The sequence below is a fragment of the Bacillus sp. JKS001846 genome, from assembly GCF_900176455.1.
In the GTDB taxonomy this organism is placed as follows: domain Bacteria; phylum Bacillota; class Bacilli; order Bacillales; family Bacillaceae_G; genus Bacillus_A; species Bacillus_A cereus.
Genome location: NZ_FWYG01000001.1, coordinates 5,138,271 through 5,155,266, shown reverse-complemented (window position 1 = coordinate 5,155,266; position 16,996 = coordinate 5,138,271). Strand labels below are relative to the sequence as shown.

Here is a 16,996-nt window from a genome sequence, read left to right as displayed (position 1 = left end):
AATAATTATTTAATCTAAAATATAATGTTACTTATGGGAGGACATTATTTCTTGAGGTGAAAATTATAAAGTTACAGGTAGGTCTTTGCAATAAAGTATACTTTTAAATTTGGTTACATCCCTGCTAATTAAACCAGTACAACCGCCATAGTACACTCATGTCAGCCTATAAAAATATTAAAGATGAAAACTTTAGATACTATATTTTAAAGCAAAAAGCAGACGTATTTCATGCGATGAAAAGCTTTTTTAGAGAAGAATCAGGTGAGAAAATGGCATAACCTCTTTTAAAGAGGTTCTTTTTTTGTAAACTTTTTATTTTCCTAGTTGACAATGATAATGAAAATCATTATCATTTATTCGAGAAATGATTACATTTCGAATTATATATTTCGGAGGAGATGTAAAGTTGAAACAAAATAAAAGAAAACGTATAAATGCAATGATTATAGCGGCAGCGTTATCACTTCCGTTTGCTGTTTATTCAACACCTGCTTTAGCGGCAGTAGCAATTGAGGCGAATAAAACTGGACAAGGTTTAGAAGATGGTACATATGACGCTGTTATTAAAGCGTATAAAGATAAAACGAATGAAGAGTCTATGGCAGCTGTTTATATAAAGGATCCGAAATTAACAATTGAGAATGGAAAGAAAATTGTAACAGCAACATTAAGTGATAGTGATTTCTTTCAATACTTGAAAACAGAGGATATTCATACTCCAGGTGTGTTTCATGATGTGAAAGTAATATCAGAAGATAAAAAGAAAAATGGAACGAAAGTGATTCAGTTTGAAGTAGGGGAATTAGGAAAAAGGTATAATATGCGAATGCATATTTATATTCCAACAATGACCTATGATAATAAGTACCAAGTACAGTTTGAAGTAAATACATTGAATTTAGAGAACAATGTTCCAGAAAAACAAAAGGAAAATAAAGAGGATAAAGTGGATCAACAAGATGGAATTGGAAATGTAATAGTAGATAAGCAACTACAAAGGCATATTAATAAATATAATTTGAATAGAGAAAATCTAGATACCCCAATAACTAAGGAAGATTTATTAAAAGTTAAATCTTTAATAGTCGTTGAAGCTAAAAATAAAGGAATACAAGACGTAAGCGGTCTAGAATATATGACGAACTTAGAAAACTTAACTTTGGAAGAAGTTAAGTTAAAAAATATAAAATTTATCTCGGAATTGAGACAATTAAAATCATTAAGTATAACCTATGGTGAACTTGAAGATATTGGACCTTTGGCTGAGTTAGAGCATATTGAGTTTTTAACTTTGAGAAACAATAAAATCTCAGATTTAAGCCCATTAAGTCAAATGAAGAAGATTAAAATGCTAGATTTAAATAGTAATTATATAAAAGATATTAAACCATTATTTACAGTGAAATCTTTAAGGACTTTGACTGTGGCAAATAATCAAATTAGTAATGATAACCTTGCTGGAATTGGGCAATTGAAAAATGTAAAAAACTTATCTTTAAGTAACAATGGACTTACGAATATTGAACATATTACATCAATGAAAAAATTAGTAGAGTTAGATCTTGCTAAAAATGAATTAGAAAACATCGAACCTTTATCAAGATTGTCTACTGTACAATCACTTAATTTAGAAGAAAACTATATTTCAGATATAACGCCACTCAGTCACTTAACAGACTTATATGATTTAAAGCTAGGTTCAAATGAAATTCGTGATGTTAGACCTGTTCAAGAGCTAGGAAAAAGAATATATATCGATATTCAAAGACAAAAAATCTTTTTAGATAATGTAGAAAAAGATAAGGAAGTTAAAATACCTATCTATAATTTACAAGGAGAGCCACTTGATACTATTCAATTGAAGAGTGAAGATGGGATAGTTAATAATGGTTCTGTTAAATGGGGGACTACTGGTGAAAAAACATACGAATTTACGTTGGATATAAAGCCAGAAGAGAACCGTATTAAGTTTAATGGAACAGTAATTCAAAATGTTGTTGAAAGATTAGACGAAATCAAGGAAACAATAAAAGAGGATAATGAACAAAAGGAAAATGTAATTCTCGATAAAACTTTACAACAACATATTAATAAAGAGAATTTAGGTAGAGAGAATTTAAACGCTCCTATTACAAAAGAAGATTTATTACAGATTAAAAAATTAGAGATACTTAAAGAAAATGGAAATGAGATAAAAAATATAACAGGTTTAGAGTACATGACGAACTTAGAAAAACTCACTTTAGAAGGAGTAGGTCTGAAAAATATTGAGTTCATCTCAAACTTGAAACAATTGAATAATGTGAATGTATCTCATAATCAAATTGAAGATATAACACCATTATCTTCATTGGAAAATTTACAGTGGTTAAATCTTGCGGACAATCATATTAAAGATGTAACGGTTATTGGTTCCATGCTAAACTTATTTAGCTTAAATTTAGCTGGGAATGAGATTCGTGATGTAAGGCCGTTAATACAATTAGGTCAGTGGTTTACAATTGATGTTGGAAGACAAAATATCATTTTAAATGATGCAAAAATAAACGAAGAAATTCAAGTTCCTGTATATGATTTAGAAGGAGAAAGTATTGAAAATATTCAATTGGCAAGTGAGGGAGGGACGTTTAATAACGGAGTAATAAAATGGAATACCCCAGGTGAAAAGGTGTATAAATTTGATTTAGATTCTGATGAAATTAGCATAAGGTTTAACGGAACAGTTATACAGAATATAGTGGAAAAAGAAGAAGTAAAAGAACCGGTAAAAGAAGTTGAAGGATCGAAAGAAGAAGTGAAAGAACCAACAAAAGAAGTTGAAGAAACAAAAGAAGAAGTGAAAGAACCAACAAAAGAAGTTGAAGAAACAAAAGAAGAAGTGAAAGAACCGGTAAAAGAAGTTGAAGAAGCAAAAGAAGAAGTGAAAGAACCGATAAAAGAAGTTGAAGGATCGAAAGAAGAAGTGAAGGAACCGGTAAAAGAAGTTGAAGGATCGAAAGAAGAAGTGAAAGAACCGGTAAAAGAAGTTGAAGGATCGAAAGAAGAAGTGAAAGAGCCGGTAAAAGAAGTTGAAGAAATAAAAGAAGAAGTGAAGGAACCGGTAAAAGAAGTTGAAGGATCGAAAGAAGAAGTGAAAGAACCGGCAAAAGAAGTTGAAGAGCCAAAAGAAGAAGTGGACGAGCTAACAACAGGAGTTGAAGAGTCGAAAGCGGAGGGGAAAGAAACAGGAAAAGAAATTGAAGGTTCAAAAGAAGCAGTAAATCCATCCGAAGTAGTCCAAGAACAAAACATGAATCATCAAGTTGTGAAAGAAAATAAACCAGTTGCTAATAAACAGGAAGAAAGTAAGAAATCATTAGGAGCAACAGGTGGACAAGCGAATACATCAAAGTTACTTTCAGGCGTAGCATTAGTTCTTTCAGCACTGAGTATGTTTGTATTTAGAAAGAGATTATTTAAGAAATAAATAACGTGTTATCTTATTATATTGTAAAATAATTGTATAAGTTTTTGAGAAGACATTATCATGGCAGTTTCATTTTGAAATAGGCTTATGATAATGTCTTTTTTAAGGGGGATATAAATGGAAAAGGTGTCGGAGAGCGAATATTACAAGGGGCAATTCAGTATATTTTCTCCTTCCAAGGGATGAGAGAGATAGTACTATGTTTGAATACGAATAATGATCGTGCGATGAAATTGTACAAGAAAGTAGGTTTTGAGGAAAAAGCATGTTTACAACACTATATAATAGAGTGAAAAACCCATTCATATGAAAATGTTTCATATGAATGGGTTTTATTACGGATTTAGAAGTGATTTGAGGCGCCAATCGTTACATAACCTTTTTTATTTTTTTCGGCACTTCTTTCGTTTGCAAATTAACATCTTCTTTTCGTAGCTCTTTAAAGAGTGAAGTAACCATAAGAACGACTACAATAGAAAATGGTAGCGCAGCAATTATAGCTGCGATTTGTAGTGCATTTAATCCTCCAGCTTGTAATAAAATAGCGGCAATTATCGCGATTGTTAATCCCCATATAAGTTTTAAACTATTTTTCGGTGATAAGCTTCCGTTACTCGTTTGCATGGAAACGACAAATGTTGCTGAATCGGCAGAAGTAACGAAAAATGTGGCTACTAGAATCAACCCGATAATCGTTAAAAATGTAGAGAATGGTAGGTGTGAAATAACAGCAAATAATCCAATCTCTGTACCATTTTTTGCAATTTCATCAGCTATTCCAAGCGATTGGAACATTTCCATATGGATTGCGGTACCACCAAATACTGCAAACCAAAATGTACAGATAAGAGTCGGGACTAATACAACTCCAAAAATAAATTCTTTTATTGTGCGCCCTTTAGAAATACGAGCGATGAATGTACCGACGAATGGAGACCAAGAAATCCACCATCCCCAATAGAAAATAGTCCAGTTTTCAATCCAAGAAGAAGATTTTTCATTAAATGCTCCTAAATTTAATCCCATACTAGGTAAAGCGCCGATATAAGAACCGAGTGTAGATGTGAAATATTTCATAATAAATACAGTTGGTCCTAAAAGTAAGAAAGAGATGAGTAAAATACCTGCAAGAGAGAAATTCAAGTTACTCAAATATTTAATCCCACGATCTAAGCCAGTTTGTGCACTCGTTAAATATAAAACAGCGAAGATAGCTATAAGTACGAGCTGAGTAAGTAAAGTGTTATGAATGGAAGGGAATAAATAGCTTAATCCTCCAGCAATTTGTTGAGCACCAATCCCAACAGATGGCACAATGCCAAATACTGTGGCTAAAACAGCTAGAATATCAACTGTCTTTCCGATACGAGAATTTTTCGATCGATTAAATAATGGAGTAACTGTAGCCCCGATAGTGCTACCTTTTTGTTTGCGGAATGTGAAATATGCAATTGTTAAAGCGACCATTGCGTATAGTGACCACGGAAAGAGTCCCCAGTGGAAAAATGAATATTGCATAGCGAGTTTGGCACTTTCCTCTGTCCCCGCTTTTCCTGTTAATGGATCTGTAAAATGTGAAATCGGTTCAGCGATTCCATAAAAGAGGAGTCCAATTCCCATTCCTGCCCCAAACAACATGGATAGCCAAGATGGATAATTATATTTTGGCTTTTCTCCATCTTTACCAAGACGAATAGAACCGTACTTAGAAAATGCTAAATAAACAGCCAAAATAATCATTGTAGTCATAAGTAGAGAGTAAAACCACCCAAATTTATTGAGGATAAATGAGTTTAAAGAAGATGTAACACTTTGTAAATCGTAGCCTTGTATCCAACTTGCTGGGGTAATTCCCCATATAATGAATAATGTTGTTAGCAAGAAGGAGATATAAAATACACTGTTTTCTTTTTTTATCATAGAATCCCACCCTTATTTAATAAAGTTAACAATTATAATAATCATAACAATTAAGTTTTTAATTGTCAAAAAATTACCTTTTTATAATGTGAAAGGATGCAATTTGTTTTAGGGAGGTAAAGAGCAATGTGTTCACGATATGTACAAATTATAGGAAGAAATAATATGAAATATTGCATTTTATATTGTTACATCCAGATTTTATGTTAAATTCTTGAATGGAATATTAAAATAGGGGGCAAGGATATGAACAAGAAATCAAAGATCAATAAAGTGATGCTTAGCATTAGTACAATGGCTTTATCGTTAGGCGCACTTCAAACTCATGCAGCAGCGGAAGAAAAAGTACCGTATAACGTGTTGAAAACGAAACCGGTTGGAATTGAAAAGTCGGTAGATGAAGTTGGACATATTTCAAAAGTTGATGAAACTTTATCATTTCAAGAACGTTTAAAAGTAGGAGATTTTTCACAGCGACCAGCATCTATTACGAAGAAAACTGCAGTAAAGCAAGTTAAAGAAAGCTATTCAATGGCTGATTTAAACAAAATGAATGATCGAGAATTAGTTGAAACGTTAGGCAGTATTAAGTGGCACCAAATTACAGACTTATTCCAGTTTAATGAAGATGCAAAGGCTTTTTATAAAGATAAAGGAAAAATGCAAGTCATTATAGATGAATTAGCTCATAGAGGTAGTACATTTACAAAAGATGATTCAAAAGGAATTCAAACGTTTACTGAAGTGCTGCGTTCAGCTTTTTATCTTGCATTTTATAATAGTGAATTAAGCGACTTAAATGAAAGAAGCTTCCAGGATAAATGTTTACCTGCTTTAAAAGCAATCGCAAACAATCCAAACTTTAAGCTTGGTACAGTTGAACAAGATACAGTCGTATCTGCATACGGTAAATTAATTAGTAATGCTTCAAGCGATGTTGAAACGGTTCAATACGCATCGAATATTTTAAAGCAATACAATGATAATTATACTACTTATGTAAATGATCGAATGAAGGGACAAGCAATATACGATATCATGCAAGGTATTGACTATGATATACAGTCGTACTTAACTGAAGCTCGTAAAGAAGCGAATGAAACGATGTGGTATGGAAAAGTAGATGGGTTTATTAATGAAATAAATCGTATTGCTCTTCTAAATGGAGTAACGCCAGAAAATAAATGGCTTGTTAATAATGGCATTTATTTTGCTAGCCGTTTAGGGAAGTTTCATAGTAATCCAAATAAAGGATTAGAGGTTGTTACACAAGCAATGCATATGTACCCGCGCTTAAGTGAACCGTATTTTGTTGCGGTAGAACAAATTACAACAAATTATAATGGTAAAGATTATAGCGGGAATACAGTAGATTTAGAGAAAATACGTAAAGAAGGAAAAGAGCAATACTTACCAAAAACGTATACATTCGACGATGGATCAATTGTGTTCAAAACAGGAGATAAAGTATCAGAAGAAAAAATTAAGAGACTATATTGGGCTGCGAAGGAAGTAAAGGCACAGTATCACCGTGTAATTGGAAATGACAAAGCGTTAGAGCCAGGAAATGCGGATGATGTATTAACGATCGTAATTTATAATAGTCCAGATGAATATCAGTTAAATAGACAATTGTATGGATATGAAACAAACAACGGTGGAATTTATATTGAAGAGACAGGTACATTCTTTACATATGAGCGTACACCAGAGCAAAGTATTTATAGTTTAGAAGAGTTATTCCGTCATGAATTTACTCATTATCTGCAAGGGAGATATGAAGTTCCTGGTTTATTTGGAAGAGGAGATATGTATCAAAATGAAAGGCTAACTTGGTTCCAAGAAGGAAATGCAGAGTTTTTCGCAGGATCTACTCGTACGAATAACGTTGTACCAAGAAAGAGTATAATTAGCGGATTATCATCTGATCCTGCAAGCCGTTATACAGCAGAGCGTACACTATTTGCTAAATACGGTTCTTGGGATTTCTATAATTACTCGTTCGCATTGCAGTCTTACTTATATACGCATCAGTTTGAAACATTTGATAAAATTCAAGATTTGATTCGTGCGAATGACGTGAAAAATTATGATGCATATCGTGAAAATCTAAGTAAAGATCCTAAGTTAAATAAAGAGTATCAAGAGTATATGCAGCAGTTAATTGATAATCAAGATAAATATAATGTACCGGAAGTAGCAGATGATTATTTAGCTGAACATGCACCGAAATCGTTAACTGAAGTGAAAAAAGAAATTAGTGGTACGTTGCCTATGAAAGATACAAAAATGACAAAACATAATTCTCAATTCTTTAATACATTTACATTAGAAGGTACGTATACAGGTAGTGTCACAAAAGGTGAATCAGAAGATTGGAAAGCAATGAGTAAAAGAGTAAATGAATCTTTAGAACAATTGGCGCAAAAAGAATGGAGTGGCTACAAAACTGTTACAGCATACTTCGTCAATTATCGTGTGAATAGTTCAAATGAATTTGAATATGATGTAGTCTTCCATGGAATCGCAAAAGATGATGGAGAAAATAAAGCTCCAACGGTTAATATAAATGGCCCTTATAGCGGTCTTGTAAAAGAGGGAATTCAATTTAAAAGTGATGGCTCAAACGATGAAGATGGAAAAATTGTTTCTTATTTATGGGAATTTGGAGATGGAAGCACAAGTGCAGAAGTGAATCCAGTACATGTATATGAAAGAGAAGGTTCTTATAAAGTATCGTTAAGAGTAAAAGATGATAAAGGCAAAGAGAGCAGAAGCGAAACAACTGTTACGATTAAAGATGGAAGTTTAACAGAATCAGAACCAAATAATCGTCCAGAAGAAGCAAATCGTATCGGGCTAAATAGTACGATAAAAGGCAGTCTTATTGGCGGGGACCACACTGATGTTTATACATTTAATGTAGCATCAGCGAAAGATATCGACATTTCTGTTTTAAATGAGTATGGAATTGGGATGACATGGGTACTTCACCATGAATCAGATATGCAAAATTATGCAGCTTACGGTCAAGCCAATGGGAATCATATAGAAGCGAAATTTAATGCAAAACCAGGCAAGTATTACTTGTATGTATATAAATATGATAATGGTGATGGAACGTACAAATTATCAGTAAAATAAGTGTCTTTCCAATGTATGTTTAACTTTACTTTTTGTGGAAAATAGTATATTATATAGATATATAATATATCGGTTATTTTCTAGGAGGAGCCTGTCACAATAGGTTTCTCCTGTTCTTTTTTAGAGGCCTGTCTTACAGGCTTTTCTTTAAAAGGTAAATAACTGAAAATTAAGAACTATAATCTTTGAAAGAGGTGGGGCATACATATAACAAAAAAGGGATTGTTTAAGAAAGGGGGATAAGAAATGGTCTTGTTTGGTTATCCACTTGAAACAATTTATTTATATGGATTTATTATTGCTACTATACTCACTGTTATTTATATCTTCTTTGGAGATATATTTGAATCGATATTTAGTTTTGGGGGCGGAGCTGTATCCGTTGTTACTTTATTACTTAGTTTCTTCGCCATGTTATGTGGGCTTAGTTATATAGGAGAATATTTGTTTTCCTTTAATAGTATTACTATTTTTGGGGCTGCATTTGCTATATCTTTTATCGGTGTTTTCATCATGAAAATACTAATTTTAAAACCGATTGCAGAAGCAGAGCAAAATACCGTACAACGTATGGATGAATTTATCGGTTGCAAAGGAGAAGTCATTACGACAATTCCTACAGAAGGATTTGGTGAAGTATTAATTTCATCCCAATTTGGAAGTAATGCAATCCCAGCTAAAACAGTTGGAAAAAAAGATATTTCGCAAGGAACAGAGGTTATTATCGAGGGAGTCCAAGATGGTGTTTTACTTGTACAAAACATCGCTTATTCTTTAAAGAAACCAAAATTATAAGGGGGAATTTACATGACGATTCCATTAATTATCGGTGGAGTTTTACTGGCAATTTTAATTCTACTCATTTTAGTATTCATTACGAAGTATCGTACGGTTGGTCCAGATGAAGCGTTAATTGTTACAGGGAACTGGCTTGGTGGAGGAAAGAATGTTGTTACCACTGATGATGGAAAGAAGATTAAGATTATCCGCGGGGGCGGTACTTTCGTAGTTCCAATTATGCAAAGAGCAGAACCTTTAAGCCTATTAAACTACAAATTAGAAGTTGGTACACGTGATACGTATACGAAGCAAGGTGTTCCAGTTACAGTAAATGGTGTTTCTATTATTAAAGTAGGTTCTACAATTGAAGAAGTATCTACTGCAGCTGAGCAATATTTAGGAAAAGAAACGGAAGAGTTAAAAGTAGAAGCAAAAGAGGTTTTAGAAGGTCACTTACGTGCAATCTTATCTTCTATGACAGTAGAGGATGCGTATAGTAATAGAGAGCAATTTGCTCAAAAGGTACATGAAGTAGCTTCTACAGATTTAAAGAAGATGGGACTTCGCATTGTTTCTTTCACAATTAAAGAAATAATGGATAAAAACGGATACTTAGATGCGCTTGGTCAGCCGCAAATTGCGACCGTTAAGCGTGATGCAACAATTGCGAACGCAGAGCGTGAAAAAGAAGCACGTATTGAAAAAGCACGTGCTGAAAAAGAGGCAAAAGAAGCAGAATATCAACGTGATGCACAAATCGCTGAAGCTGAAAAACATAAAGAATTAAAAGTACAGTCCTATAAGAGGGAACAAGAGCAAGCCCGTGCAGATGCGGATCTTTCTTACGAATTACAACAAGCGAAAGCACAACAAGGTGTTACAGAAGAGCAAATGCGCGTTAAAATCATTGAGCGTGAAAAGCAAATCGAGTTAGAAGAAAAAGAGATTGCGCGTCGTGAAAAGCAATATGATGCAGAAGTTAAGAAAAAAGCAGATGCAGATCGCTATGCTGTTGAGCAATCAGCGGAAGCAGAAAAAGTAAAACAAATTAAAAAGGCAGATGCGGATCAATATAAGATTGAAGCTGAAGCGAGAGCTCGTGCGGAAGAAGTACGTGTAGAAGGTTTAGCGAAGGCGGAAATCGAAAAAGCGCAAGGTCAAGCGAAAGCGGAAGTACAAAAAGCACAAGGTACGGCGGAAGCAGATGTTATTAGATTAAAAGGTTTAGCAGAAGCAGAAGCGAAGCAAAAAATTGCAGAGGCATTTGAGTTATATGGCCAAGCGGCAATTATGGATATGGTTCTTAAAATGCTTCCAAGTTATGCGAAGGAAGTTGCAAGTCCGCTTAGTAACATTGATAAAATTACAGTTGTTGATACAGGCGGCGGTGGTAAAAATAGCGGCGCCGGAAAAGTTGCGGGTTATGCAACTGATTTAATGGCAACGATGCAAGAAACGTTAAAAGCTTCTTCTGGAATTGACTTAAAAGAGCTATTAGAAGGATTTGCTGGAAAAGGAGCGGTACAACAATTATCAAGTGATAAACCTGTTGTATCTGTAGTAGAAGATGAGAAAAAAGAAGTAGAAAAAGATAAAGAATAGTAAGGTGGAAAGAACCTCTAGTAAGTGAAATACTGGAGGTTCTTCTGTGAATTATAATATTTCGAATAATATACATTTTTATATATTGTTTTAATTATTTAATTTATATAGAATGAAAAAGGTATGTATTAACTCTTTAATAGAAAAAGAGACAAAGAGTTAATACAATTAATCGTGTAATTTATATAAATAAATTAAATGTGAGATAATTACATTTAAAACGGTATGGAGGGGTAGAAATATGTTTCAAGGGAAATTAAGGAGTAGTAGTTTAAAAACAAAGTTACTTGTGTCATTTGTTATCATTTTAATTCTTCCAAGTATTGTAATTGGTTGGACGTCTTATCAACAGGCGAAGACGAATTTTAATGAAACGATTTTAAACTCGGCGAAAGATAATATAAAAATCTTGGATAATGTAATTAATAAAGAATTGGATAGTAAAAAAGTAGATGCAACTTATTTTACGAAATTATTCACACAATCAAGTTACCAAGCAGATCAAATTCAAAACATACAAAATAAACTAGAAGAATACAATAAACTGCATCCAGAAATGGAAGCAATCTATACAGGATCTAGTAATGGACAGTTCATTCAATCACCAGCTATTCAGATGCCAGATGGATATAATCCTACAGAAAGAGATTGGTATAAAGAGGCCGTGAAGAAAAGTGGAGAGGTAATTGTAACTGCTCCATATAAGTCAAAAACGACAGGGAATATTGTTATTACACTAGCAAAACAAAACGAGGATAAAAGTGGAGTTCTTGGGATTGACTTAATCATTAATAATATTGTTACTACTTCCAAGATGGTTAATATCGGTAAGGAAGGATATGTAGCGATATTTGATCAAGATAAAAATGTAGTAGCGCACCCGAAAATGAAGCCAGGAGAGAAATTAGAAGAGAAACTTAGTAAAGAATTGTATAAACAGGAAGCTGGAGATTTTTATTATTCATTAGATGGTGAAGATCGCAATATCACTTTTAAAACGAATAAGAAAACTGGATGGAAAATAGCAGGAATTATGCCTTCAAAAGAAATTATCGAAGCAGCTAACCCTATTTTCTATAAAACAATAACTGTTATTGGTATTTCATTAGTAATTGGTGGGATTTTAATTTACTTCATAATTGCTTCTATTATTAGTCCGTTAAAACAACTTGTTATATCATCGAAAAAGATTAGTGAAGGCGATTTAACAGAGTCAATTACAGTTCATTCTAAAGATGAAATTGGGCAGCTAGGAGAAAGTTTTAACGAGATGGCTGCATCGTTACAAAGTGTCATTTCCAATATAAACACTTCAGCAAGTCATGTAGCGGCATCTTCAGAAGAATTAACAGCTAGTATGAAGCAGACAAGCGAAGCAACGGAACAAATTACACAGGCGATAGAGCAAGTATCAAGTGGTGCAGAAATACAAACGAAAGAAGTTGAAGAAGGAGCAACATTGTTAGAAGAAGTTACAGAAGGAATTCAGCGTGTTGCAGATAGTTCTTCATTAGTATCTACAGCCTCTATGTATACGAAGAAAAAAGCTGAAAATGGTGGGAAGTTAGTTGAACAAACTGTGAATCAAATGCAATTAATTCATGAGTCTGTTTCGCAGTCAGACAAAATCATTGGTTTGTTAGACGATAAGTCGAAACAAATTGGAGCAATCCTTGAAGTGATTCAACATATTGCTGAACAGACAAATTTATTAGCGTTAAATGCGGCAATTGAGGCTGCGAGAGCTGGAGAGCAAGGAAGAGGATTTGCAATTGTAGCAGATGAAGTGCGAAAGCTAGCAGAACAATCAGGACAGTCTTCTACGGAAATTGGGAAACTAGTGAAAGAGATTCAATTTGATATAAAAGAAACAGTAAGCTCTATGAATCAAGTTGGAGTAGAAGTACAATCAGGACTTGTAGTTGCAAATGAAACGAAGCAAAGCTTTGCTGAAATATTGAAATCTACGGATGATACAGTTGTACAAATTGATAACATGGTAGATGTAGCAAAACAAATGACGGTAGATGCAAAACAAGTAAGTGCATCTATTAATGAAATTGCAGCTACAATTGAAGAAAATGCAGCAAGCGTTCAAAATATTGCTGGTTCCTCTGAGGAACAATTAGCTTCAGTAGATGAAATAAATGCAGCAGCAGTCCATTTATCACAAATGGCAGAAGAATTACAAGAGATGATTAGTAAGTTTAAAGTGTAATAACGAATGTTAAGAAACGAGGTAGTAATTTTACTTCGTTTCTTTTTTTATGAAGAGAAAAAGAAAGAAATATAGAGTAACCGTGTTATGATTAAGTATAATTAAAGAGACTGTATATTCTTTAAATTCTATCTTTAATCATGTTAGGGGAATGGTTTTGAAATTAAAAAAATTAAAACTCCAACCGAGAATTACATTAACTATTAGTACACTTATTTTAGTTGTACTTATGCTAACGAGTTATTTATTTTATTACATATTATCTGAAACGGTAGAAGAGCAAATTGGCAAAAGGGCTTTGCATGTTGCGAAAACAGTTGCTGCTATACCTGAAATAAAGGAAGCTTTTCAAAAAGAAAACCCAGCTTCTATTATTCAGCCGATTGCAGAAAGAATTCGAATGGATACAGAGGCTGACTTCATTGTAGTTGGAAATAAAGAGGGGATTCGATATGCACATCCTGAGCGAGATAAAATAGGAGAAGCGATGATTGGTGGAGATAACAAAGGCGTTTTATTAGAAGGAAAATCATATGTTTCGAAAGCAACTGGATCATTAGGCCCTTCATTACGCGGAAAAGTTCCAATCCGTAATCAGGAAAATGAAATCATTGGTGTGGTGTCTGTTGGATTTTCAATGGATGATATTCATGGAGCGGTAGAGGTGTATGGAAAGCGTGTATTTTGGATTACAATAATAGGCCTATTAATTGGAGTAATCGGCTCTATATATTTAGCGGCAAGTATAAAAAGAATGATGTTCGGTATGGAACCAGAAGAAATTTCATCTTTATATGAAGAGCATAGTACAGTGATTCAATCTGTACGTGAAGGGATTATTGTAATCGATAAAAATGGCATGATTAGTTTAGTCAATCAAGCAGCTTATGATATTCTTTCGCTAGATAAACAACAAAATATTATTGGGGAATTTATTTTAAATGTAATTCCTAATTCAACGATACTAGATGTACTTCAAACTGGTGAAGAACAGTTTGATCGCCAATTAAATATAAAAGGACAGGCTGTTATTGCGAACCGTCTACCTATTAAAGTAAAGAATAAAGTAACTGGCGTTGTATCGAGCTTACGTTTGAAATCTGAAATGGATCAGTTAACAGCAGAATTATCTCAGACGAAGCAATATACAGAGGCATTACGAGCGCAAGCGCACGAATATAACAATTTATTGTATACGCTTTCAGGTCTTATCCAATTAGAATCATACGAAGATGCTTTAGAGCTTATTCATAAGGAAACAGCGGTATATCAAGATTTTGTTCAATTTATTATGAAGCGGATTCAAAATCCATGGCTAGGTGGAATTTTAATTGGATTTTATAATAGAGCACGAGAGTTGAAGATTGATTTTATGCTAGATAGAGAAAGTGGTTTACACAAATTAAGTCCACATATTGAGAGTAATTATGTCGTTTCTATTTTAGGAAATTTAATTACGAATGCATTTGAAGCAATTGAAAAAAATGAAGAGAATGATAAGAGAGTAAGGATGTTTGTAACTGATATTGGAGAAGAAATATTAATTGAAGTGGAAGATTCAGGGCAAGGGATTCATGATGAAATAATTACTAGCATATTCTATAAAGGCTTTTCGACGAAAGAAGGAGGAGAGCGAGGATATGGATTAGCAAAAGTGAAAGAGTTAGTAGAAGATTTAAATGGAAGTATTGCAATCGAAAAAGGGGATTTAGGTGGTGCGTTATTTATTATTGCACTACCGAAAGAGAGAGGCGAATAGTAATGGGTGAGGAGATTGAAGTATTAATTGTAGAAGATGATATTCGGATTGCTGACATTCATCGTCGTTTTACTGAAAAAATTGAGGGATTTAAAGTAATTGGAACGGCAACGACTGGAGAACAAGCGAAAGAATGGCTAGAGCTTGTGAAGCCACAGCTTGTGTTATTAGATGTGTACTTACCTGATATGCAAGGAACGGAACTTGTCACATATATTAGGCATCATTTGCACGATACAGATATTATTATGATTACAGCGGCATCGGAAACAGATGTAGTGAGGCACGCCCTGCGGGGCGGAGTAACAGATTATATTGTAAAGCCACTAATGTTTGATCGATTTAAGGCGAGTTTGGAAAGTTATCAAAAAAAGATTGTGCAGCTGAAGAAAAATAATCAATTATCTACAGAACAAATAGAACATTTATGGTCTCAAAGAGGCGTAAAGGGAAATGAAATGGAATATGCCCCGAAAGGGATAGACCCCTTAACTTTAGCAAAAATAAAAAAACATATGTTAACAGTTAATGAAGAAGGCATTACAGCAGAGGTACTAAGTTCAATGGTAGGCGTAAGTCGATCAACTGCAAGGCGCTATTTAGAGTATTTAATATCTGGGAAGAAAGTCCACGCAGAGCTAATATATGGGAGTGTGGGGAGACCGGAGAGACGGTATTTTCTTGTTTCTTCATAATAAAAAACAGTAGAGGATTTATTTCTTCTACTGTTTTTTGCGTCTTATATTGGAATAATCCCAATTACAATGCCAGTAATCAACATCACCATTGTCGTTCCAACTGCCCACAATAAAGTAAAACGTTGATGTTCACCAAAATCAACTTTTGCCATTCCAACTAATAAATAAGTGGATGCAACAAGAGGACTTAATAAGTGAACGGGTTGCCCAAGTAAGGAAGCACGTCCCATTTCAGCTGCACTAATTCCGTAAGTAGCAGCAGCCTTAGTTAAAATAGGTAATACCCCAAAGTAAAATGCATCATTGGACATGAAAAATGTGAATGGCATACTAAGAAGAGCTGTAATAATTGGCAATTGTGGTCCAAGTGCATCTGGTATAAGAGTTACTACACTGTTAGCCATGGCATCTACCATTTTTGTTCCAGATAAAATACCAGTGAAAATACCGGCAGCAAATACGAGAGAAACAACTGCTAATACATTCCCTGCATGAGAAGCAATACGTTCTTTCTGTTGTTCTAAGTTTGGATAGTTAATCATAACAGCAATAGCAAAAGCGACTGTAAATAAAACAGGTAACGGCATAACTTCTAGTATGAGACAGACAAGTAATGTAGCGGTTAATAAAAAGTTAATCCATAGAAGTTTAGGACGTTTATGCACTGCGGCTTCGACAGTTGCAGCTTGCTCATCCATTGTTTGCATTTGTTTTAAATACTGTACATCCATAATTCCTAAACGTTTTCTTTCTTTTTTTCCAAGATAGTAAGCAACGAAAACAACCCAAATTGCACCAGCAATCATTCCTGGAATAAGAGGTGTAAATAATTCAGAAGCCTCAAGTCCAAGTGCGCTCATAACACGAGCTGTGGGTCCACCCCAAGGTGTAAGATTTGTTACCCCCGCCCCTAACATAACAACTCCAGCTAATATGAGGGGGTTCATTCCAAGGCGCTTATATAGTGGATACATTGCGGAAACTGTAATCATGTATGTTGTTGTACCGTCACCATCTAGAGAAACGATAATAGTCAATATAGCCGTTCCGACAACGATTTTTAAAGGATCTCCTTTTACAAATTTTAAAATCTTACTAATGACAGGATCGAATAAACCGCTATCAATCATAATCCCAAAATATAAAATAGCGAACATAAGCATAATACCAGTAGGTGCTAATTTTTGAATTCCCTCTAACATCATAGGCCCCATATTGGCATAGAATCCGCCAATTAATGCAAAAACACTCGGAATTAATATTAATGCTACTAGCGCTGACATACGTTTCGTCATAATTAAAAACATAAAGACAAATACCATCGCAAATCCAAGTAGTGCTAACATGTAATTTCCCCCTCAAAAGAATGATTGCGCTTTCAAAATAGAATAAAAATTCAGAAAAAG

Annotated in this window: 9 protein-coding genes and 2 pseudogenes; 9 read left to right on the top strand and 2 right to left on the bottom strand. The window is 34.0% G+C overall.

The features are described 5' to 3' along the window. Positions 1–128 precede the first annotated feature (128 nt). The 3 genes and pseudogenes from B9A45_RS31890 to B9A45_RS27525 form a co-directional block, all read left to right on the top strand. Positions 129–281 (top strand): annotated as a pseudogene (locus tag B9A45_RS31890) (sporulation protein YhbH); the annotation flags it as partial. A 128-nt stretch (positions 282–409) separates the two neighbouring features. Continuing rightward, on the top strand, positions 410–3,469 hold the full coding sequence (locus tag B9A45_RS27530; protein ID WP_084065523.1) for an NEAT domain-containing protein: 3,060 nt from the start codon (positions 410–412) through the stop codon (positions 3,467–3,469). A 122-nt stretch (positions 3,470–3,591) separates the two neighbouring features. Continuing rightward, a pseudogene (locus tag B9A45_RS27525) lies at positions 3,592–3,762 on the top strand (GNAT family N-acetyltransferase); the annotation flags it as partial. 76 nt (positions 3,763–3,838) lie between these two features. Here B9A45_RS27525 and opuD read toward each other — a convergent pair. Then, positions 3,839–5,389 (bottom strand): glycine betaine transporter OpuD, encoded by a 1,551-nt coding sequence (gene opuD / locus B9A45_RS27520; protein WP_000591579.1) that lies wholly within the window; start codon positions 5,387–5,389, stop codon positions 3,839–3,841. A 246-nt stretch (positions 5,390–5,635) separates the two neighbouring features. Between opuD and colA the strand changes: the two genes are divergently transcribed. The 6 genes from colA to B9A45_RS27490 all read left to right on the top strand — a co-directional run bounded on the left by colA (position 5,636) and on the right by B9A45_RS27490 (position 15,587). Beyond that, positions 5,636–8,533: a collagenase ColA gene (colA, locus tag B9A45_RS27515; protein WP_084065522.1), complete on the top strand. Its 2,898-nt coding sequence runs from the start codon at positions 5,636–5,638 to the stop codon at positions 8,531–8,533. Between the two features lie 246 nt (positions 8,534–8,779). Continuing rightward, positions 8,780–9,328, top strand: a complete 549-nt coding sequence (locus B9A45_RS27510) for an NfeD family protein (protein WP_000242433.1) — start codon at positions 8,780–8,782, stop codon at positions 9,326–9,328. A gap of 12 nt (positions 9,329–9,340) precedes the next feature. Further along, the gene (locus tag B9A45_RS27505) at positions 9,341–10,915 is read left to right on the top strand and encodes a flotillin family protein (RefSeq protein WP_000155019.1); all 1,575 of its coding nucleotides are present in this window, start codon (positions 9,341–9,343) and stop codon (positions 10,913–10,915) included. Positions 10,916–11,156: 241 nt separating this feature from the next. After that, complete coding sequence (locus B9A45_RS27500; RefSeq protein ID WP_000486213.1) at positions 11,157–13,133, top strand: methyl-accepting chemotaxis protein; 1,977 nt, start codon at positions 11,157–11,159, stop codon at positions 13,131–13,133. 151 nt (positions 13,134–13,284) lie between these two features. Continuing rightward, positions 13,285–14,892, top strand: coding sequence for an ATP-binding protein (locus B9A45_RS27495; protein ID WP_080024498.1), 1,608 nt, complete (start codon positions 13,285–13,287; stop codon positions 14,890–14,892). A gap of 2 nt (positions 14,893–14,894) precedes the next feature. Then, entirely contained in the window at positions 14,895–15,587 is a 693-nt protein-coding gene (locus B9A45_RS27490; RefSeq protein WP_000503463.1) for a response regulator, read from the top strand. 44 nt (positions 15,588–15,631) lie between these two features. Here B9A45_RS27490 and B9A45_RS27485 read toward each other — a convergent pair whose 3' ends face one another. Further along, positions 15,632–16,936 carry a CitMHS family transporter gene (locus B9A45_RS27485; RefSeq protein WP_000880474.1) on the bottom strand — a complete coding sequence of 435 codons (1,305 nt, stop codon included), beginning with the start codon at positions 16,934–16,936 and terminating at the stop codon, positions 15,632–15,634. Positions 16,937–16,996: the final 60 nt, after the last annotated feature.